Annotated in this window: 12 protein-coding genes; 7 read left to right on the forward strand and 5 right to left on the reverse strand. The window is 73.5% G+C overall.

Annotation, left to right across the window (positions count from 1 at the left end; genetic code table 11):
• The first annotated feature begins 181 nt into the window (after positions 1–181).
• The gene (locus tag ABZT47_RS11925) at positions 182–1,702 is read left to right on the forward strand and encodes an MFS transporter (protein WP_354839380.1); all 1,521 of its coding nucleotides are present in this window, start codon (positions 182–184) and stop codon (positions 1,700–1,702) included.
• Between the two features lie 521 nt (positions 1,703–2,223).
• Positions 2,224–3,339, forward strand: coding sequence for an enolase C-terminal domain-like protein (locus ABZT47_RS11930; RefSeq protein ID WP_354839382.1), 1,116 nt, complete (start codon positions 2,224–2,226; stop codon positions 3,337–3,339).
• 429 nt (positions 3,340–3,768) lie between these two features.
• Here ABZT47_RS11930 and ABZT47_RS11935 read toward each other — a convergent pair whose 3' ends face one another.
• The 3 genes from ABZT47_RS11935 to ABZT47_RS11945 form a co-directional block, all read right to left on the reverse strand.
• Complete coding sequence (locus ABZT47_RS11935) at positions 3,769–5,364, reverse strand: BBE domain-containing protein (RefSeq protein WP_354839385.1); 1,596 nt, start codon at positions 5,362–5,364, stop codon at positions 3,769–3,771.
• A gap of 336 nt (positions 5,365–5,700) precedes the next feature.
• Positions 5,701–7,245, reverse strand: a complete 1,545-nt coding sequence (locus ABZT47_RS11940; protein WP_354839387.1) for an LCP family protein — start codon at positions 7,243–7,245, stop codon at positions 5,701–5,703.
• A 117-nt stretch (positions 7,246–7,362) separates the two neighbouring features.
• Positions 7,363–8,856 carry a prolyl oligopeptidase family serine peptidase gene (locus ABZT47_RS11945; RefSeq protein WP_354839390.1) on the reverse strand — a complete coding sequence of 498 codons (1,494 nt, stop codon included), beginning with the start codon at positions 8,854–8,856 and terminating at the stop codon, positions 7,363–7,365.
• A 200-nt stretch (positions 8,857–9,056) separates the two neighbouring features.
• Here ABZT47_RS11945 and ABZT47_RS11950 point away from each other — a divergent pair, with 200 nt between their 5' ends.
• The gene (locus tag ABZT47_RS11950) at positions 9,057–10,184 is read left to right on the forward strand and encodes an exonuclease SbcCD subunit D (RefSeq protein WP_354839393.1); all 1,128 of its coding nucleotides are present in this window, start codon (positions 9,057–9,059) and stop codon (positions 10,182–10,184) included.
• 322 nt (positions 10,185–10,506) lie between these two features.
• Complete coding sequence (locus tag ABZT47_RS11955) at positions 10,507–14,775, forward strand: AAA family ATPase (RefSeq protein WP_354839396.1); 4,269 nt, start codon at positions 10,507–10,509, stop codon at positions 14,773–14,775.
• Between the two features lie 44 nt (positions 14,776–14,819).
• On the opposite strand, the gene ABZT47_RS11960 is transcribed toward ABZT47_RS11955, so the two are convergent.
• Positions 14,820–15,515, reverse strand: coding sequence for a M50 family metallopeptidase (locus tag ABZT47_RS11960; protein ID WP_354839399.1), 696 nt, complete (start codon positions 15,513–15,515; stop codon positions 14,820–14,822).
• A 726-nt stretch (positions 15,516–16,241) separates the two neighbouring features.
• On the opposite strand from ABZT47_RS11960, the gene ABZT47_RS11965 reads away from it, so the two are divergent.
• From ABZT47_RS11965 to ABZT47_RS11975, 3 genes are all read left to right on the forward strand, one after another.
• Positions 16,242–16,760 (forward strand): nuclear transport factor 2 family protein, encoded by a 519-nt coding sequence (locus ABZT47_RS11965; protein ID WP_354839402.1) that lies wholly within the window; start codon positions 16,242–16,244, stop codon positions 16,758–16,760.
• Positions 16,761–16,829: 69 nt separating this feature from the next.
• Entirely contained in the window at positions 16,830–17,981 is a 1,152-nt protein-coding gene (locus ABZT47_RS11970; RefSeq protein WP_354839405.1) for a magnesium and cobalt transport protein CorA, read from the forward strand.
• A gap of 91 nt (positions 17,982–18,072) precedes the next feature.
• Positions 18,073–18,642: a TIGR03086 family metal-binding protein gene (locus ABZT47_RS11975; RefSeq protein WP_354839407.1), complete on the forward strand. Its 570-nt coding sequence runs from the start codon at positions 18,073–18,075 to the stop codon at positions 18,640–18,642.
• 71 nt (positions 18,643–18,713) lie between these two features.
• On the opposite strand, the gene ABZT47_RS11980 is transcribed toward ABZT47_RS11975, so the two are convergent.
• Positions 18,714–20,927, reverse strand: coding sequence for a thiamine pyrophosphate-dependent enzyme (locus ABZT47_RS11980; RefSeq protein ID WP_354839409.1), 2,214 nt, complete (start codon positions 20,925–20,927; stop codon positions 18,714–18,716).
• Between the last annotated feature and the right edge of the window lie 179 nt (positions 20,928–21,106).

Consider the following 21,106-nt stretch of genomic DNA (forward strand, 5'->3'; position numbering starts at 1 on the left):
TGTGAGTTTTGTTGATTCGCTCGTACAGAATGAGAAGCTCAATCATGATCGGGGCCGTGACCGGCGGGCCGTTCCGGAGCCGCCGCACCTCGGGTGACGCGGGCCGGGAGGGCCGGCTTAGGGCGAAAGGCCTAGGTAGGGGGCCGATGTGGCGGACGCGACGGACTCATACGGTGAGCGCGTGTCCTCAGCAGTGATCGAATCTCCGCCCATCTCGCCGCCCGGCGTGTTCAGCCGTCCGTACCGGGGACTCAGCGCCGGCATCGTCGCTCTCGTGCTGCTCATCGCGTTCGAGTACCTCGCGGTGGCGACGGCGATGCCGGTGGTCGCCCGCGCGCTCGACGGGCTGCCGCTCTACGGGCTGGCCTTCAGCGGGTCGATGGCCGCCAGCGTGATCGCCACCGTCGCGGGCGGCCGGTGGAGCGACGTGCGCGGCCCGGTCGCGCCGCTGTGGACGGGGATCGGCGGGTTCACCGTGGGCCTGCTCATCGCCGGGCTGGCTCCCACGATGCACGTGCTCGTCCTGGGCCGGTTCGTGCAGGGCATCGGCGGCGGCCTGTTCTCGGTCGCGCTGTACGTGGTCGTGGCGCAGGTGTACCCGCCGGAGATGCACCCCCGCGTGTTCTCCCTGCTGGCCACGGCATGGGTGCTGCCGTCCATCGTCGGTCCGGCGATCACCGGCACCGTGGTGGAGCACGCCGGCTGGCGGTGGGTCTTCCTGGGGATCCCGCTGCTGGTGGCCCCGGCCGCCGTCGTGCTGTGGCACGGGCTGACCGGACGGTCGGCCGCCGACAGGCCGCAGGACGCACCGCAGGGCGCGTCACCCCAGGTCCCGCCCCAGGACGCGCGGCATGGCGCACCGCAAGCCGCCGCGCCACCTCAGGCCGCGTCCCAGAACGCGCCGCATGGCGCACCGCAGGGCGCGTCACCCCAGTTCGCGCCCCAGAACGCGCCGCATGGCGCGCCCTCCGGCGCCGATTTTCGTGCTCGGCTCGCCTGGGGCGGCGTCGTCGCCGTCGGCGCGGCCCTGCTGCAGTACGGCAGCGGCCTGGGCGGCGACGGCTATGTGCTGCTGGCCGTGGGGCTCGCCGTCCTCGCCGTCGCCCTCCCGCGCCTGCTGCCCCGTGGCACGATGCGCGCGGCGCGCGGGTTCCCGACGGTGGTATTGCTGCGCGGTTTGGCCGCCGGGGCGTCGTTCGCCGCCGATGTGTTCGTGCCGCTGATGCTGACCGGCGAGCGCGGGCTGAGCCCCACCTTCGCAGGCCTGTTCCTCACCGGGTCGGCCCTGACCTGGTCACTCGCCTCCTGGATCCAGGGGCGCCGCCGGTACGACCGCACGCGGTTGCTGCGCGTCGGGACGTTCCTGGTCGCCGCCGGCACCGCCGGCACGGCGTTGCTGGTCTTCGACTCCGTGCCGCTCGCCGCCGGCCTGGTCGCATGGTTGGCCACCGGGTTCGGCATCGGCCTGGTCTACCCGACGCTGTCGGTCCTCACCCTTGAGCTGTCCGCCCCCGGCGAGGAGGGCAGGAACAGCTCCTCGCTCCAGATCGGCGAGTCGGTCTTCTCGGTCGTCGCCATCGCCGTCACGGGTGCGCTGTTCGCGGCGTTCGACACCGCCTGGTGGGTGTACCTCGCCTGCTTCGGCCTGATCGTCGCCCAGGCCGCCCTCGCCACGCCGATCGCCGGCCGCACCGGACGCTGAACTGACGCCCCGAAGACGCCCGCGTCCCCGCCTGGCCTGACCGTCGCCCGGTCCGCCGATCACCGGCCCGGGTCGTCCTGGCGTCATGATGTGACCAGGACTCATGACCGGTCCGGGGTCGCCCAGCGGCTTATGACGGGCCGGATCGCCCCGAGTGTCGCGATGTGGCCCGGATCCATGACAGGGTGCCGGAGCCGCCAGGCGTCGTGATGTGGCCCGGACCATGACGGACTGGACCCTGGGGTCTCCGTGTCATGGTATGGCCTGGACTCGCGACGGACCGGGCCCCAGGGGCCCTGTGTCGTGGTGTGGTCGGGCCTGTGATGGGACGGGGAGGCCCCTATCGTGGCGTGGTCTGACCGTCTGTCGGGCCGGGGGCTGACAGGCGGGCCACCAGCGGGAATGTCGCGCGCGGAGCGCCTCGCCGACCGGAGGTCTCCGCCCGCGCGGGCGGCCCGCGTTTCGAGCGCCTCCTCGCAGCGGGCACCATGGAAGGGACAGGTGTTCGATGAGGGGGTTCCATGCCGCGCGTCCGTGAGCTCGAGGTCTTCCGGCTCGTGCTGCCCTACGGCAGGCGTCCGGAGAGCATCCTGGTCAAGCTCACCGACTACGGGGGGATGACCGGGTGGGGGGAGGTCGTCCAGCCCGCGGAGCTCCGGCCCGCGCAGGGGACGCACACCGCTACCGCCCATGGCCAGGACGATATGGGCGCCGCTGAGGCCGCCGACCGCGATCACGTGCTCGGCAAGACGTGGGCGACGCTGGAGGAGTCTCTCGGCCCCGCGCTTCTCGGCGTCGACTGGGAGCACCCCGACGAACTGGGCACCGTCCCCGGCGGCACCGCCGTCGACCTGGCCTGCTGGGACCTGTGGGCGCGCATGCAGGGCGTCCCGCTGGCCCACGCGATCGGCGGCACCCGCACCTCCCTCATGGCGACGGTGCGACTGGCCGCCGAGCGGTCGCTCGAGGCGATGGTGGCCCGGGTGAACCGCCACGTGTGCGCCGGCTACGCCCACGTCACCCTGGACGTCCATCCCGGCTGGGACGTCGAGCCGGTGCGCGCGGTGCGGCAGGCCTATCCCGCCCTGGCGCTCGCCGTGGACGCCCGCGGCGCCTACACCGACGTCTCGGCGCTGGAGGCGCTGGCCTCCTACGACGTGACGGCCATCGAGCGTCCGTTCGGCGGCCCGGACACCGCCCCCGACCTCGACATGCACGCCGAACTGCAGGACCGGGTCACCTCGCTCGTCGCGATCGAGGTGCACTCGGTGGCCGCGCTGCGTGAGGCCGTAGCGGCGCGGGCCGGCGGCGCGCTGCTGCTGCGCCCGTCCCGCTTCGGGGCGCTGCGCGCCGTGCGGACGGCGCACGACGTGGCTGTGGCGGCCGGGTGGGACATCACCGCCGCCGGCGGGCGCGGCACCGGCCTGGCGCGCGCGGCCACGGTCGCCGTCGCCAGCCTGCCCGGGTGCACGCTGCCCAGCGACGTTACCGAGCCGCCGCGCAGCGCGCAGATCGTGACACCCCCGGTCGGGGCCTCCGGCGGCGTCGTCGCCGTCCCGCTCACCCAGCCGGGCCTCGGCCACCTGGTCGACGAGGACCGCGTCCGCCGGCTCGCGGGCGACTCCTTCCGCCTCTGAACACCGAACCGGCAGGACCGGCAGGACCACCCGATGCAGGTGAGGCACGGCGGGACCGGCAAGACCACCCAGGACCGGCGGGACCACCCAGTGCAGGTCAGGCCCGGCAGGACGGGCAAGACCACCCAGGATCGGCAGGACCGCCGAGGACGGGCCAGGACCGGCAGGGCCGCCCAGGGAAGGTCAGGACCGGCAGGTTGCCGATGAACGGGGACGGTCGCTTATGACCGCCAGGGCCGCCGATGAGCGGCCGGGATCGATATGACCGGTCAGCACCGCCGATGAACGGCCAGGGGCTGCCCATGGAGCCGGCGGCATCGGTGGATCGGCCGGGGCGGATAAAGCGGATAAGGCGGATGAGACGGCGGAGGCGGCCGGGCTGGACGGGAGTCGTGCCGGGGCCGTGCCGGGGGCCGTGCCCGAGGGGCGTCATCTGATCGACTGGTCGTGCCGGAAGATGTCGTGCGGGTCCCAGGTGTGCTTGGCCTGCCGCAGGCGTTCGTAGTTGTCGCCGTAGTACAGGCGGTACCACGGCACGTCGGAGGTGTTCCACTGTGGGCTGCTGAGATCGCGGTCGGGATAGTTGATGTAGCACCCGTCGGTGACGGCGTCGGGGTCCGTCGCGCCGTCGGCCGAGGCCGGCACCGGGACGCCGCCGGAGGCGTGGTAGACCCGGCGGTACAGTTCGCGGATCCAGCGTTCGTGGACGGCGTCCTCGGCCGGGTCGGTCCAGTACGTCTGGTACTGCAGCTTCATGATCGAGTCGCGCTGCGCCACGGCGGTCTCGTGCGCGCCGACCGCGTTGATCGCGCATCCGTAGGTGTCCACCTGGATGAGCGCCTCGGGGTTGGCGTAGGCGGTGGTGTCGTAGTCGTCGCCGGGGACCTCGGTGTCGTCGCGCGCGCCGGACAGGAAGTTCCACATGACCCGCACCTGCTGGTCGGGGAACGGTTTGCGCATGTAGGCCGACTTGTACTTCCCGCGCCGGCCCGCGCCCGCGCCGTTGAGGGTCTGGGTCGCCTGGATCCACGGCATCAGGCGGGGCTCGTCGTGCAGCCCTTCCATCGGCGGGTGCTCGCCCGTCTCCACGTCCAAGGTGGCGCGCGGCGCGTCCACGCCGTCCTCCATCTGGGCGAGGAAGGCGTCGAGCCGGTCGCGGCCGGCGGCGGGGTTGGTGGCCTCCACCTGCGTGATGAGCCCGATCTTCCCGGCCGCTCGCTGCGTGAGCTTCAGGATGGAGAACAGGCCGGCGTACTCGCTGCCGGGGGCGCTGTTGTCAGCGCAGAACCGCCCGAAGTTCCCGACGAGCCGGGCGAAACGGTCATAGGTCATGCCCTCCCAGCTCCAGCCGACGGCGCTGAGCCAGACGTTGATCGGCGGCCGGGGGAGGTCCTTGAACCAGTAGCGGGTGATCACCCCGAAGTTGCCGCCGCCGCCCCCGGTGTGCGCCCACCACAGCTCGCGCAGGTCGCCGTCGTCGTCCCTGCGGGCGATCACCGCTTGCGCCTGGTAGTCGCCGCGCGGTTCGCGGCGCACGACGACGACCTCCACGGCGTACAGGTAGTCGACCGTCAGGCCGTGCCGGCGCGACAGCAACCCGTACCCGCCGCCGCAGATGTGGCCTCCCGCGCCCACCGAGTAGCAGGACCCGGCGGGCAGCGTGCGCCCGGACTCGCGGTACAGCCGGGCGTAGTTGTGCCAGTTCGTCGCCCCGGCCTCCACGCAGTACGCCCCCATGGCGGGATCGTGGTGGACGCGGTCCATGCCGCCCATGTCGATGATCACCTGGACTCCGTCGGCGGCCACGAAATTCTCGTAGCAGTGGCCGCCGGAGCGCACGGTGACCCGGGTGCGGCCGCTGTTGAGGGCCTCGTTCAGGGCGCCGATCACCTCGCCGGTCGACCGCACGACTTTGACGTAGTCGGGCCGGGCGGTCCAGCGCTGGTTGGAACCCTGGCACAGCGCGCCGTACCTGTCGTCGATGCCGGTCACGGTGATGCCCGAACCGGCTTCCGCGTTGGACACTGCGCTCTCCTTGTGGGGGTTGGCGGCGCCGCCGGCGAGAGGCGCCGGGACGCGGGCGTCCGGGACCTGCCGGCCCGGTGGTGCGGCGGCAGGGGACCGCGGGACGCGCAGGGGCGTGGGGTTCGCGAGCCGCCGGAACAACGCTCGTAACAGGCCACCCGGAGCGCGGATGAGGGAACGGGGAGGACGCGTCATGGCGGACGGCTTTCAGCACGGCCGCGTCGCGGGGGGCGGACACACGAGTAAGACTTACCGTAGCCGACCGACTACGTGACGTGGTCGAGGCGTCGCCGTTATCGAACCGTGACCAAGGGGTCGGGGCGGAGCTCCCGGTCCTCAGGCGCCGCAGATGCTCCGGTCGGCGTGCTTGCCCGGCGTGCCCGCGCGGGTCGCCGAGGGGGACGGGGTGCCAGGACCCGAGGCGGCCGACGAGGGTGAAGCCGTGACCGGGCCGCCCGCCGAGGGCGAGATCGCCGGGGATGCCGCGGACGCCGAGGGCGAGGTCACCGCGGACGCCGCGGGGGAGGGCGTCGCGGGGCCCGCCGCCGAGTCGCGTATCGCCTTGGCGCTGCGCGCGCGGATCAGCGCCCAGTCGGGGTCGGCGGTGCTGACCAGCGGTGGCACGAACTGCACCCCGGTTACCCGCGCGTCCCGCACCTTCAGCGCGAGCGGCACCAGGTGCTCCAGCATCGACCGGGGGATGTCGGTGCGGAACATGCCCTTCGACGCCCGCGCCAGCTGGTTGAACCTGATCAGCACCGTGCCGGGGTCGGTCTGGTGGAGCAGGGCGTCCAGCACGCACCGCTGGCGTCCCATGCGCGTGTAGTCGTCGCTGTAGGTGCGCGAGCGGGCGAACCACATGGCGTCCGCGCCGCGCAGCCTGCGGGTGCCGGCCTTGACCAGGCCCTCGTTGTACTTGCCGAACACCACGTCGGTCGGGACGGTCAGCGTGAGGCCGCCGAGGGCGTCGATGATCCTGGCCAGCCCCCACATGTTGACCAGGGCGTACCAGTCGACGTCCAGGCCCAGGGTGTAGCCGATGGTCTGCTTGAGCGTCTCGGGGCCCATGCCGTGCCGGCCGCCGAACAGCTCGGGGTGGGTCTCGGCGTACTCCCACACCGAGAACAGCAGGTCCTCGCGGGAACCGTCGGGGTTGGCGGGCAGGCGGAAGCCGTCGGGGAACCTGCGCCGCATCGGAGTGCCCGGGGGGAAGCGCACCTTCTCCAGGTTGCGGGGAAGGCTGAGCAGCACGGTGTTGCCCGTGCGCACGTCCACGCTGGCCATGTTGAGGCTGTCGGTGCGCACGCCCACCCGGTTCGGCTGCCAGTCGCCGCCGAGGAGCAGGATGTTCACCCGCGTCCTGCCCGCCCACGGGTCCACCGGGCGGGAGCCGGGCGTCGGCGCCGCCGCCACGGTGGGCGGGGCGTCGAAGACCGTGTCCAGCGTCTCCCCGGACACGATCGCGTACTGGGCGACGACGACGAACGGCAGCGCCACGCTGACCGCCAGGATCCCGGCCAGGACGCCGGAGACCACCTGTCCCGCCTGCGGCAGCTCACCGGGGTTCAGGACCACGTACGAGCGGACCAGCAGCGTGAACCAGCCGAGCGCCGCGACCAGCGCCACGGCGATCACGGCGCGCAGCCATCCGGGGTCCAGCAGGCGCCCGGCCAGGCCGGCGTCCGCCGTCAGCGCGACGGCCGTGACCGCCGCGAGCAGCACGCCGTACGCGCCGAGCAGCAGGAACCCTGTGCGGCGGTGGCCGGCGCGCAGGTGCGCCGCGCCTGGCACCAGGGCGGAAAGAGCCGTCCACCCGATGACCGCGGCCGTCCCCCGCGGCTTGATCTTCTCCGGCAACGCTGCCCCATCCTCTTCGATCAAGGGGGCAATGTATCCAGCGCAGCCGACGCGGACGTGAACATGCAGGGAACGGCGGTCGAGTTGTACGGGTATGCCGGGAAAGATGTGTCCGACAGGTCAGCGGGCAGGCACGCCGGGTTACCAGGGGATGCCGAACAGCCCGTAGTAGGCGGCGGTGACCATGAGCATGGCGGTGCCCCCCAGCACCGCGGCGAGCGCGAACCGCTGCCAGCGCCCCGGCTCCCAGCCGTCCCGCAGCGCGGCGATCAGGGCCGCGACCGTCGTCACCTCCTGCACCAGCATCAGCACGGCCAGCACCCGGACCACCAGCCACCCGGCGAGCACGGCCGGCCACGCCCCGGCCTGGTTCACCGAGAACAGCACGATCAGCGTGATGAACGCCGTCACGGCGGCGAGCAGGCCCACCCCCGTCCACGCCATGCGGCGCAGGCGGCGGCGGATCCCCGGCCACAGGTCGGGCCGGGACACCAGGGCGTCCCGGCCGCGTAACCGCACCACCATCTCGGTCACCGGGGCCGCGACGTACCCGACGGCGGTGAGGGTCAGCGCGAAGCCGAGGATGGCGCCGCGCGCGTACCAGGGCGCCGTGGGCACGTCGGCCGCGACGTAGCGCTGCACGGGCGTCGCCCCCGCGACCTGCAGCCCGGCCGCCGGCGCCGCCGTCCTTGGCAGGTTGAGAACCCAGTTGGCCAGCGTCTCCAGGTAGCCGTGGGCGAACGGCCCGCCGTTCACCCGCATCGCGTGGTCGGCCCCGCCCAGGAAGCGGATGGTGTAGTCGGCGTTGTCCGCCTCCCGCAGGGCCGCGGTGAGCTTCTGGGTGCTCTCGACGAACGGGATCGAGGGGTCCATCGTCCCGTACAGCGCCAGCATCGGCTGCGTCACCCGCTGTAGCACCGGCACGCTGTCGTAGCGCAGGAAGTCGAAGCCGACGCCGCCCATCGCCTTGGTCAGCAGCTCGCGGACCCCCGCGGGGGCGTGCAGGCGCTGGAGTTGCTCGTTCAGCGCCCACGCCACCTGGCGCATCGGCGAGACGACGGGGGCGGACACCATGACGGTGTAGGCGACGTCCATGCTCTTGGCCGCGGCGATCGGCAGCACCCAGCTGCCCTCGCTCACGCCCCACAGGCCCGCGCGGCCCGGGTCGACGTCCGGGCGCCCGCGCACCGTTTCGATCATGCGCAGCGCGTCGTCGGCGAGCAGGGAGAAGTCGCGGTGGCGGAAGTCGTATCCGACGGTCCGCTTGTCGTAGGTGAGCGTGACCACACCCGCCCGGGCCAGCCAGGTCGCCTGCGTGGTGAACTCGCCACGGTCGCCCGACCCTGAGCCCTGGACGAAGACCAGCGCCGGGTGACGGCCGGGAGTGCGCGGCGACCTGATCGTCGCCGTCAGCGTGGTGCCCTGGGCCGGCACGGAGATGTCCTTGACGTCGATGGCGCCGTAGTGCGGGACCGGGCGGTACTCGGCGGCGGGCTGCGCCGGCAGGGCGCTCAGGCCCGCGCTCTGGGTCAGCGGGGGCGGGTCGAAGGAAGGCGGGGACAGCACGTAACCCACCGTGGCCAGGATCCCCAGCAGGACCCCGGTCGCGACGCTCAGCCGGCTCCGGACGCTCACGCCACCTCCTCGTGCGGCGGCTCGTCGTCGGACCGTCGTGCCGCGGCGGCCCACAGGCCCGGCTCTGGCGCGCGCATGTCCTCTATACGAGGGCGTTCCGCCCTTAATATGACCTCCGATCATCAGGTTAAGTCACACGGATGGAACGATGGTGCCGGAGGGGCCACCTTTGTCGGTGGGACCTGTTAGCTTCCTGCGACATGCGTGTCCTGCACACCTCCGACTGGCACCTGGGCCGGGCCTTCCACCGCGAGAGCCTGCTCGAGGCCCAGGCCGCCTTCGTCGACCACCTGGTGGAGACGATCAGGTCGGAGCGCGTCGACGTGGTGGCCGTCGCCGGTGACGTGTACGACCGCGCGCTCCCCTCGGTCGACGCCGTCGCGCTGTGCAACGAGACCCTGCGTCGGCTCGTCGCCGAGAACGTCCACACCGTCCTGATCAGCGGCAACCACGACTCCGCGCGCCGGCTCGGCTTCGGCGCCGACCTGATGGACGCCTCCGGGGTGCACCTGCGCACCGATCCCGCCCGCGTCGGCGAGCCGGTCGTCGTCGGCGATGTGGCCTTCTACGCCATCCCCTACCTCGAGCCCGAGGCCGTCCGCGCGCCGTGGGCCCTGCCCGAGCGCAGCCACTCGGCCGCTCTCGAGCACGCCATGGGCCTGGTCCGCGACGACCTGGCCGGGCGCGGCATGCCCTCGGTGGTGCTCGCCCACGCCTTCGTCACCGGCGGCAAGGGCAGCGACAGCGAGCGCGACATCAGCGTGGGCGGCGTCGCGCACGTTCCGGTCGCCGCCTTCGACGGCGTCGACTACGTCGCCCTCGGCCACCTGCACGGCCGGCAGCGCATGAGCGAGTCGGTCCGCTACTCCGGCTCCCCGATCGCCTACTCCTTCTCCGAGGCCACGCAGGTGAAGGGGTCCTGGCTGGTCGACATCGGACCCGGCGGGTTCCGGGGCGCCGAGTTCGTCCCCGCCCCCGTGCCGCGGCCGATCGCCCGCGTCAGCGGCCGGCTGGCCGATCTGCTCACCTCAGAGCGCTGGTCGGCGTTGGAGGGCCACTGGCTGCAGGTCACCCTCACCGACCCGGTGCGGCCCAAGAGCGCCATGGAGAACCTCCGTCGGCGCTTCCCCCACACGCTGGCCCTGTCCTTCGACCCCGAGGACGCCCCGCAGGCCGCCCCCCGCGCGCCCCGGCTCGCGGGCCGGCCCGAGATCGAGGTGGCGCTCGACTTCGTCCGCGAGGTGCGCGGCGAGCCGGCCGACGACGGCGAACGCCGCCTGCTGCGCGAGGCCGTCGAGGCATGCCGCGCCAAGGAGGCCCTCGCGTGACCCTCCTTCCCAGGGCGGCCGCCGCCCCCATGCCGCCCTCGGTCACCCTGCGTACGCCCCCGCGACCCTCGGTGACCTGGATCAACGTCCCTACCGGCATGCCGATCACCGGGCCGCGACCGTCCTTCATGGAGGTGGGTGTCCCCGCGGCCGGGTGGCACCCGGACACGCGATCGGCGGTGACGGTGATCGACGGCCCGGCGGTCATGCGGCGTACGGGCGCGTGCTCGTCGGTCAGCCGACGTCAGGGTGCACGCGATCTGCCCGCATACGATCAAGCGGGGACGGGCGGCGGCACTGCCTGGGGAGAGGGGGGCGCGCGATGAGGTTGCACCGATTGCGGCTGACCGCCTTCGGCTCCTTCCCCGGGCAGGAGGAGGTCGACTTCGACGCCCTCGGCGAGGCGGGGCTGTTCCTGGTCCACGGCCCGACGGGCGCGGGCAAGACCACCGTGCTCGACGCCGTCTGCTACGCCCTCTACGGCCAGGTGCCCGGCCAGCGCAACAGCGCCCGCCGCCTGCGCTGCGACCACGCCCCGGCCGACCGCGGCCCCAAGGTCGAGCTGGACGTCACGCTGCGGGGCAGGAGGTTCCGCGTCACTCGCTCGCCCGTCTGGCACCGTCCCAAGCTGCGTGGCGAGGGGCTCATCGAAGAGAAGGCCAAGGTCCTGCTCGAAGAGGTCCTGCCCTCCGGTGAGCGCGTGTTCCTGTCCGGGCGCGCCGACGAGACCGGCGAGCTGATCGGCGGGCTGCTCGGCATGAACGCCGACCAGTTCTGCCAGGTCGCGATGCTCCCTCAGGGCGACTTCGCCCGGTTCCTGCGCGCCGACGGCGACGAACGGCGCAAGCTCCTCGAGAAGCTCTTCTCGGTGAAGATCTACAGCGAGGTCGAGCGGTGGCTGGCCGACCACCGCACCACCGCCGGCCAGGAACGCCAGGAACTGCGCCAGCGCGTCGACTCGGTCGTCGACCAGATGCGCGGCGCCGCCGGCCCCGCCCTCCTGACGGCCGTCATCCCCGACGCGGCGGCGGCTCCCGATCCCCGGGAGGAGCCGCTGGAGTGGGCGCGGGCGCTGCTCGCGATGGCGCATGAGGCGTACGTCACCGAGGCGGGTGCGCAGGTGGCGAGCGAGGCGGCGCTGCGGTCCTCGCGCGCCGCGTTCGAGGCGGCACGCGAACTGGCCCAGCGGCAGCGCGCCCACGCCGAGGCGGTCGCCCGCCGCGACGGCCTCGACCGCACCGCCGACGAGCGCTCCGACCTCGCGTCCATCCTCGCCGACGCCGCCCGTGCCGAGGCCGTGCTGCCGCTGGTCCTGCAGGCCGAGCAGCGAGCGGAGGCCGCCGCCAAGGCCGAGGGCCTGGCCGCGGACGCGCTGGCCCGAGCCCTTCCCCTCACCCGCCGCCCCTCCGCCGATCACGACGGCACCGATCACGACGGCACCGGCCACTCTGATACGCGCCACGATCGTGCGGGCACTCCGCATACAGGTACGGAAGACCAGGACGCGACGCACACGGGCATCGGACGGACACGTCCGCCCCAGCCGGGCGATGGGCAGGCGCGCCCGCCCCGACCGGATGGTCCCGAACGGCTGGCCGAGCTGGCGCGCGCTCGTCGCGACGAGATCGTCCGGCTGGAGGAGCTTCGTCCCGAGGAGGCCCGGCTCGCCGGCCTGCGTGAGCAACTCGCCACGTCCGGCAGGCGGCTCGCGGACCTCACGGCGCAGGAGGCCGAGACGGCCGAACGGCTCGCCGCGCTGCCCGAGCTGCGCCGCCGGACCGGTGAGCGTCTGGCGCAGGCCCGCCTGGCCGCCTCCGGCCTGCCCGGCGCCCGCGCCGCCGTGGCCGCCGCCACCGGCGACCTCGCGGCCGTCCGCCGCCGCGACGCCCTCGCCGGGCGGCTCGCCGCCGCCGCGCGCGACCTGCTGGACGCCCTCGCCGCCCTGCCGGCCGCCCTTGTCGCCGGCTCCCGATCGGGGGAGGCCGGCGCCGGCCCACCGGTGGCACAGACGCGGCGGACGACATCCGGAGCCGCCGACACCGACACCGGTACCGACGCCGGGGTCGATGCCGGGGTCGATGCCGACACCGAGGTCGAGGTCGGTGCCGGGGTCGACCCGTCGGCCGGAGGAGTGGCTCTTGGGGCGGCCCAGGCTTGGGCGGGGTCGCTGGAGGAGGTGGCGCGAGGGGCGATCTCCTCGACGGAGTTCGCGGAGGGCGCGGCCGCGGTGGAAGTGGTCACGCGCGATCTGCGCGACCGGCTCGCCGCGCTCGAACGGGCGCACCGTGACGAGCTGGCCGGGCTGGAGCTCCGCCGGGCCGACGAGGCCCGGTTCGAGGAGACCCGCGCCGCGCTGCGCGCCCTCGACGGGGTGCTCGCCGAGCTGGCCGAGCGTGAGGCTGCCCTGGCCGACGCGCGGGCCGGGCTTCCCGGCCGCCTGGAGGAGGCGTCGGGACGGCTCGCCGAGGCCCAGGCCGGGGCGGCGCTGGTTCCGGCGGCCGCTTCCGCCTGCCAGGCCGCCGCGGTCGTGCTGGAGCAGGCGTCGCGCCGCGACGCGCTCGCGGCCGAGCTGGAGGCCGCCGAGGGCGAGCGGCGCCGGGCCACCGACGAGGCGCAGGAGCTGCGCGACCGTCTCCAGCAGATCAGGCAGGCCCGCATCGAAGGCATGGCGGCCGAGTTGGCGCGCGGCCTGGTCCCCGGTGAGCCGTGCGCGGTGTGCGGCTCCGCCGACCATCCCGCGCCCGCGTCGCCGGCCCTGTCCACGCCGACGCTCGACGACGAGCAGGCGGCCCAGGCCCTGTCCGACGCCGCGCAGGAGACCCGCCAGGCGGCCGAGGGCAGGGTCGCGGTGCTGTCCGCGCGGCTCCAGGACGCCACCCTCCGCGCCGGCGGACGGACGGCCGGCGCGGCGCTGGCGGCGCGCGACGAGGCCGATGCCGAACTGGTCCGTCTGGAGTCGATCGCCGGTCAGGTGCCCGCCATCGAGGCGCGGGTCCGTGGCCTCCAGGACGAGCTGGACGCGGTCACCGGCCGGGCCCGCGAGCTCGACGTCATGATCGCCGAGCGGCGCGCCGGCCAGGCCGGGCTGCGACGCGAGCTCGACCGTCTCGGGGAGCTCCTCGCCGCCGCGCGCGGCGGCGACGACAGCGTGGGCGCCCGTCGCGACCGCGTCACCACCGAGACCGCACTACTGGCCGCCGCCGTCCAGGCCGCCGCAGGCGTCGCCGAGGCGGCCACCGCCTGCACCGAGGCCCGCGCCGCCGTCTCCCGCGCCTGGTCCGAACGCGCCGGCGAGGGTGCGCCGGCCGAAGGCGAGATGACCGCGGCCGCGGCCGAGGAGATGCTGCGCGAGGCCGAGGCGGCGCTGGCTCGGCTGCGGGAGGCGGCCCAGGGGGAGGCCGCGCTGGTCGAAGAGCTGACCGGTGTCGAGGAGCAGCTCGCCAAGCTCGGTGAGAGCCTCACGCGCCTCGGGCTTGAGATCGCCGCGGAGCGCGCGGCCGGGAAGACCGCGGCCGCCGACGCCGAGCGGCTGGCGGCCCGGCTGGCCGAAGCCAAGGGCGAGGACGCCACGCTCGCCGCCCGCGTCGACCGGCTCGCCGACGAGGCCGAGCTGCTGCGGGACGCCGTGGAGACCGCTCGCGCCGCCCTCACCGAAGGCGCCGAACGGGATGCCGCGGTGGCACGCGCCGAGAGCGCCGCCGCGGACGCCGACTTCGCGAGCCTCGCCGACGTGCGGGCGGCGACGCGCCCGGCGGCGAGCCTGGAGTCCATGGCCGCGCGGTTGCGGGAGCTGGACGCCGAACGCGCCGCCGTGACCAGGCTGCTGGCCGATTCTGAACTGGCGGCCGCGGCGGCCGCGCCCGCTCCCGATCTGCCCGCCCTCACGGACGACTTCGAACGCGCCGAACGCGAGCACGCCTCGCGCACCTCCGCGCGCGACCAGGCCGAAGGACGGCACGACGAGCTGCTGGCGCTCACCGCGACGCTGGAAGCCGCCCTGGCCGAATGGCGTCCCGCCGAGGAGCGTTACCGCCTGGCCAAGCGCCTGGCGGAGCTGGCCGTCGGCACCTCCTCCGACAACAGGCTCGACATGCGCCTGTCGTCGTTCGTCCTCGGCGAGCGGCTGCGCCAGGTCGTGGACGCCGCCAACGAGCGGCTCGACCACATGTCCGGTGGCCGTTACCGCCTGCTGTTCGACGTGCGCAAGTCGGCGGCCGACCGCAAGCGCTCCGGCGGCGGGCTCGGCCTGCGCGTCCTGGACGGCTGGACGGGCGCCGACCGCGACCCGGTGACGCTGTCCGGCGGTGAGGCGTTCATGACCTCGCTGGCACTGGCCCTCGCGCTGGCCGACGTGGTGACCGCGGAGGCGGGCGGGGTGGAGCTCGGCACGCTCTTCATCGACGAAGGGTTCGGCACCCTGGACGACGAGACGCTCGACGGTGTCCTCGACATCCTGGACGAGCTGCGCGACGGCGGCCGGGCGGTCGGCATCGTCAGCCACGTCGGCGAGCTGCGTGCCCGCGTGCCCGCCCAGCTCAAGGTCACCAAACAGCGCTTCGGCTCGACCCTGGCGACAGTCGTCCCATCCTGACGCGGCGGTGACCGGCGCCCCGGCCCGCTGGTGATCTTCGCTCGTCAGGTGGCGTTGAGCAGGTCCAGGATCTCCAGAGGGGTGAGCAGGTAGCTGCCGATGACCAGGGCCGCGCCGGAGACCAGCAGGAACAGGAAGACGAAGAAGCCGCCCGGGAACGGGGTGAGCCGCGCGAGCTGGTCGGCGTCGGAGTCGGGCGCCCGGCCGCGCCGGCGCTTGCTCCGCAGTTCGAGGATGGGCCGTACGCCGCCGATCAGCAGGAACCACGCGACGAGCTGTGCGCCGACCGCTTGGACGTGCGCCGGGGCGAACCAGGAAAGCGCGAAGACCGCTCCGCCGATCGTCAGGAGGGACACCACGCCGAAGACGTTGCGGATCATCAGCAGCATGCTGGCCAGCAGCAGCATGATGGTCCAGAGCAGGATCGTGATGTACCCGAGGGCGGTGAGCCACGCGGCGGCCAGCCCGAGCAGCGAGGGGGCGACGTACCCGGCGGCGGCCGTGAAGATCATCCCCGGCCCGGTGGGACGGCCCCGGGTCAGCGTGACCCCGGAGGTGTCGGAATGCAGGCGGATGCCCTGGAGCTTGCGCCGGGTGAGCACGGCCACCAGCGCGTGCCCTCCCTCGTGCGCGATCGTGATCAGGCCTCTGGAGATGTGCCACGACGTGGGGTACACGACCACGCCGAAGGCGACGAGCGCGGCCAGAGCGGCGATCCACGTGGGCGGGACCGGCTGCACGGTGGTCAGCCGTGCCCAGAGAGCGCTGAACGTCTGCAGGGTCCACCTCCATCGACCAGGCCACCGGCGGCCGCGCGCGAGAACGCGCGGACATAGCCTCGCATGTCCGCCGACAGCACACGCGCACTGTCCCGCCAGAACAAGATTCGACTTGGGTGATCCGCATCCCCGCCGGCCGACGGCACGGTGCGCGGCGGCGGTCGGGCGCCGTAGCAGGCGCCGGCATCGCCGTACCACGCCCCGCCGACCCGGCGCCGATCACTGCGGCACGTGGCCCGGGTAGAGAGCCGCGGCCGACGAACGTATGTGGGCACGCACTGATCAGTGCAGCAGGTGGCCGGGTGGAGAGTCGCGCCCGGCGACGTATGTGGGCATGCACTGATCAGTGCAGCAGGTGGCCGGGTGGAGGGTCGCGGCCGACGAACGTATGTGGGCATGCACTGATCAGTGCAGCAGGTGGCCGGGTGGAGAGTCGCGCCCGGTGAACGTATGCGGTCACCGCGCTAGGTGGGGCCTCGCGCGGGACGGGGTGAGCGGCGGGGGGTGGGAGGCGGCGGGGTGAGTGGCGAGGTGAGCGGCGGGGGGTGGGGAGGCGGCGGGGTGGGCCACGGGGTCGGGGGTGCCGGGGGCCCGCGCTGATGCGCTCGGTGTCATCGACGACCGGCTTTCGGAGGATGCCGGCGTAACGGCATCGGCGTTCGGGAAAAAGCCCTCTAAGCTGGAGCAGTGCCCTACTCCCGTACACCGGCGACGGGACCCGCCGAGCACCAGCAGGTGATCCGCGGCTTCTTCGACGCCTTCGCGCGCGGCGACACCGACGCCCTGGGACGGTGTTACCACCCGGAAATCAGCTTCGGCGACCCGGTCTTCCTCGAACTGGAGGGCCGTGACCAGGTCGTCGGCATGTGGAGCATGCTCCTCGCCTCCGTAACCGACCTCAAGATCGCGGCCTGGGACATCACGGCCGACGACCATTCCGGCGGCGCGAGCTGGTCGGCCGACTACGTCCTGCGGCGCAACGGCAGGCAGGTGGTCAACCAGGTGAGCGCGCAGTTCCGGTTCGAGGACGGGCTGATCGTCCGCCATCACGACGACTTCGACTTTCGCCACTGGTCGACGCTGGCGCTGGGCAGGCCCACCGGCGTGCTCGTCGGCTGGGCTCCGGCGCTGCGCCGCAGGGTCCGCGACAGGGCGCGCCACCGGCTCGACGAGTACCTGCGAAATGGGTCACTCATATCGGGTTAAGGTCTGACACGGGCGAGTCGACCCGGTCGTAGGTCCGCGACCGCCCCGAGCGTCCAGGGGAGGTGTCCGATGTCGGATCGTCGTGTGCGCGGGCTGAGGGATCTGATGCGCGTGCCGGTCGTGCGGGGAGGCGACCACGAGGTCGCCCCGGAGCATTCGATGGATCCCCGGCCGAAGGAGAACGACTCTCCGGCCGCGCAGCGGAGCGTCATCGACAACGCCATCTACGTCGACGGCAAGCGGGTGGACACCCCGCCGTCCCTGGCCGAGGCGGTGACGGCCCTGCGCGCCCGGCCGGGCAGCATGGCGTGGATCGGCCTGTACCGGCCGGCCGGCTCGGAGATCCTCAAGGCCGCCGAGGAGTTCGGCCTGCACGAGCTGGCCGTCGAGGACGCCATCGTCGCCCACCAGCGGCCCAAGGCCGACCGGTACGGCGACACCCTGTTCCTGGTGCTGCGGGCCGCGCAGTACCTCGACTCGCCGGAGAAGGTCGAGTTCGGCGAGCTGCACGTGTTCGTCGGCGGCGACTTCGTGCTCACCGTGCGCCACAGCGAGGCCCCCGACCTGAGCAAGGTGCGGCGCCGGATGGAGAACGACCCCGACCTGTTGCGCCAGGGCCCGCAGGCGGTGCTGTACGCGATCCTCGACGCGGTGGTGGACGGGTACGCGCCGGTCGTGGCCGGCCTGCAGAAGGACATCGACGAGATCGAGGTGCAGGTCTTCGGCGGCGACCCGGCGGCGCCGCGGCGCATCTACGCCCTGTCGCGCGAGGTCATCGAGTTCCAGCGGGCGACCCGGCCGCTGCTGGACATGCTGAGCAACCTCATCGCCGGCTCGCCGAAGTACGGCGTCGACGGCGAGCTGCAGCGCTACCTGCGCGACGTGGCCGACCACGCCATCACCGTCGTAGAGCGGGTGGACAACTTCCGCCAGATGCTGCAGGACATCCTCATCGTGAACTCCACCCTGGTCAGCCAGGCGCAGAACGAAGAGATGAAGAACGTCACCCAGGCCAGCTACGCGCAGAGCGAAGAGGTCAAGAAGATCTCCTCCTGGGCGGCCATCCTGTTCGCGCCCACCCTCGTCGGCACGATCTACGGGATGAACTTCACCCATATGCCCGAGCTCGGCTGGGTGTACGGCTATCCGTTCGCCGTCGCTCTCATGGGGGCGGTCTGCGCCACCCTCTACCTGGTCTTCAAGCGCCGCGACTGGCTCTGACCGCCCGCGCCGCGACCGGCTCTGACCGCCCGCGCCGCGATCCGGCCGGACCGGGAGGGACGACCCGCGCATTCGGGGTAGGTCCCCGCGTATGGAGGAACGCCTGCTGGAACTGCACGCCATCGCGATGGACGAGTTCGGGCTCCGGGTGGGGATGGTCGAGGGCGACATGTGGGAGGCTCCGACCCCGTGCTCGGAGTGGACCGTCCGCGACCTGGTGAACCATCTGGTGGTCGAGCAGTCGTGGGTGCCGCCGCTGCTGGCCGGGGAGACGGTGGCCGGTGTGGGGGACCGCTTCGCCGGCGACCGGCTCGGCGAGGACCCCGTGGCCCGCTGGACCGACGCCTCCGTCGCCGCGCAGCGGGCGCTGGCCGAGCCCGGCGCGCTCGACCGGGACGTCCACCTGTCCTACGGGACGGTGAGCGCCCGGCACTACTGCATGGAGCTGACCGCCGACCTCGCCGTTCACGCCTGGGACCTGGCCCGCGCCCTCGGCGCCGACGACCGGGTGGACCCGGGGGTGATGAGCGCGGCCTACGAGCACCTGCTGCCGATGAAGGACGCGCTCGCCGGCAGTGGCATGTTCGACGAGCCCGTGCCGGTGCCCGCCGACGCCGACCCGCAGACCCGCACCCTCGCCCTCACCGGCCGCCACCCCTGAGTCGCCACCCTGGGTCGCCACCCCTGAGCCGCGGCCCGCCGGCGGAGCGCCATGTCCCCGGGGCGCGGTCGTCAGCCGAGGAGCTTGCGGGCGGCGCTTTCGATGTCGTGCTCGGACAGCAGCACGTGGGCGGCGGCGTCGCCGAGCGGGACGAAACTGTCGCGCGAGGTCACCCGGGCGACCCGGCCGGTGTAGCCGGCGTCGGCGAGCGCGGCGAGCACCCCTTCGGAGACCCCGCCCGAGGCGCGCGTCTCGTCGGCGATCAGCACCCTGCCGGTCAGGTCGGCCGCGCGCAGCAGGTCCTCCACCGGCAGCGGCGACAGCCACCGCAGGTCTAGCACGCGGCAGCCGTACCCCTCGGCGGTGAGCCGGATCGCCGCGCGCAGGCTCATGCGCAGGCCGTTGCCGAAGGTCACGATAGTGAGGTCGCGGCCGTCGCCGTAGGAGCGGCCCCGCCCGATCGGCACGTGGGTCTCGGCCCACCGCGAGGGCGGGACGTACGCCGACAGCCAGCCGTTGTCGCCGTCGTCCATCAGGTCGCGGGTGTTGTACAGCGCGATCGGCTCGAGGAACACCGACACCTCGCCGTCGGCCAGGGCCGCGGCGACGCAGGTGCGCAGCATCGCCGCCGCGTCGTCCGGCCGGGCGGGCGAGGCGACGACCAGGCCCGGGATGTCGCGCAGCGCCGCGACGGAGTTGTCGTTGTGGAAGTGGCCGCCGAACCCCTTCTGGTAGGAGTACCCGGCGACGCGCACGACCATCGGGTTGCGGTAGGCCCCCTGGGAGAAGAACCGCAGCGTGGCCGCCTCGCCCCGCAACTGGTCCAGCGCGTTGTGCAGGTAGGCCAGGTACTGGATCTCGGGGATGGGCAGCAGCCCGGAGGTCGCCGAGCCCAGGGCCAGCCCGAGGATGGACTGCTCGTCGAGCAGGGTGTCGAACACCCGGCCCGCGCCGAAGCGCTTGAGCAGCCCCCGCGTCACCCCGTACACCCCTCCTTTGCGGGCGATGTCCTCGCCGAACAGCATGACCTCGGGGTGGGCGGCCATCAGGTCGGCGAGCGTGCGGTTGATGGACTGGGCGAGCGTCAGCGGGCCCTCGCGCTCGGGCGGGGCGTCGCCGAACAGGGGCCCGCGGTCGGCGGCGGGCCGCGCCGCCCCGGCCGCCACCTGGGCGGGGTGGCGGGGCGCGAGCGGCTCCATCACCTCGTGCGCGGAGCTCAGCCGGGGCCGGCGGGTGCATTCGAGGGCGAGCTTCAGCACGTGCTCGCGCAGCGACTCGTAGCGCGCGGCCAGGTCGTCGGGCGTGGCCAGACCGGCCTGCACCAGCAGCCGCGCGGTGGCGACCAGCGGGTCGCGGGCGAGGTCGGCGGCGAGCTCGCGGGGCGTGCGGTAGGCGGACTCGACGTCGGAGCCGGCGTGCCCCATCAGGCGCACGGTGCGAAGGTGCAGGAAGGCCGGCGACCGGCGGGCGCGCACGTGCTCGACGGCCTGCCGGGCGGCGTCGTAGGCGTCCGGCAGGTCGCAGCCGTCGGCGGTGAAGCGCGGGATCAGCGGGTGGCCGGCCGCCTCGACCCAGCCGCCGGGGGTGCGGACGCTGATGCCGATGCCGTTGTCCTCGCAGACGAACAGGATGGGCAGCGGCAGCCCCTGGTAGGCGCAGTACGCGGCGGTGTTGAACCCGGTCAGGGCGCTGGCGTGGTTGGCGGAGGCGTCGCCGAAGCTGCACACCGCGACCGACCCGGCGGGCCAGGGGGAGCCGGCGACGCCGAGCTTGCGGGCCCGTTCGATGGCGAAGGCCACGCCGACCGCCCGGGGCAGGTGGCTGGCGATGGTCGAGGTCTGGGGGATGACGGCCAGGCCGGGGTGGCCGAACACCTTGTGGCGCCCGCCGGCGATGGGCTCCTCGGCGGCGGCGGTCAGCCCGAGCAGCACGTCGCGCAGCCCCTCCTCGGCCAGGCGGCCGGCCTGCGCGGACCGGGTGAGGTAGAACGCCCCGGAGCGGTAGTGCAGCAGCGCGGGGTCGGTGACGCGCAGGGCCGCCGCGACCGCGGCGTTGCCCTCGTGCCCGGCGGAGCCGATGGTGTAGAAGCCCTCGCCCTGCTCGCGGAGCCAGCGGGCGGCGATGTCCAGCATCCGGCTGGCGAGCTGGATCTCGAACAGGTCGCGGCACACGGCGCCGGTGAGCGTCGTGCCGGCCCGCACGGGCAGGCCCGGATCGCGGCGGTTTCCGGGGACCATCGCGGCGACCGACTCGATGAAGTGCGTCTCTACTGTGTCGCGGGCCACAAGGCCGATTATGTCGCCATGAACCGTGTCGCGTCCCGTGGCTTGCCGAGACCGGTCCGGTGTCCGAGTGGATCGGTCCATTTGACCAGCATTACTGACAGTTTGTCAGATCGACCAACCACTGCCACCTCCCGGTCGTCTACCTAGAGGAAATGACGTGGCACCCTCAAGCCGCGTTA

Origin of the sequence: Sphaerisporangium sp. NPDC005289 (assembly GCF_040607455.1) — a bacterium.
Lineage (GTDB): Bacteria > Actinomycetota > Actinomycetes > Streptosporangiales > Streptosporangiaceae > Sphaerisporangium > Sphaerisporangium rhizosphaerae.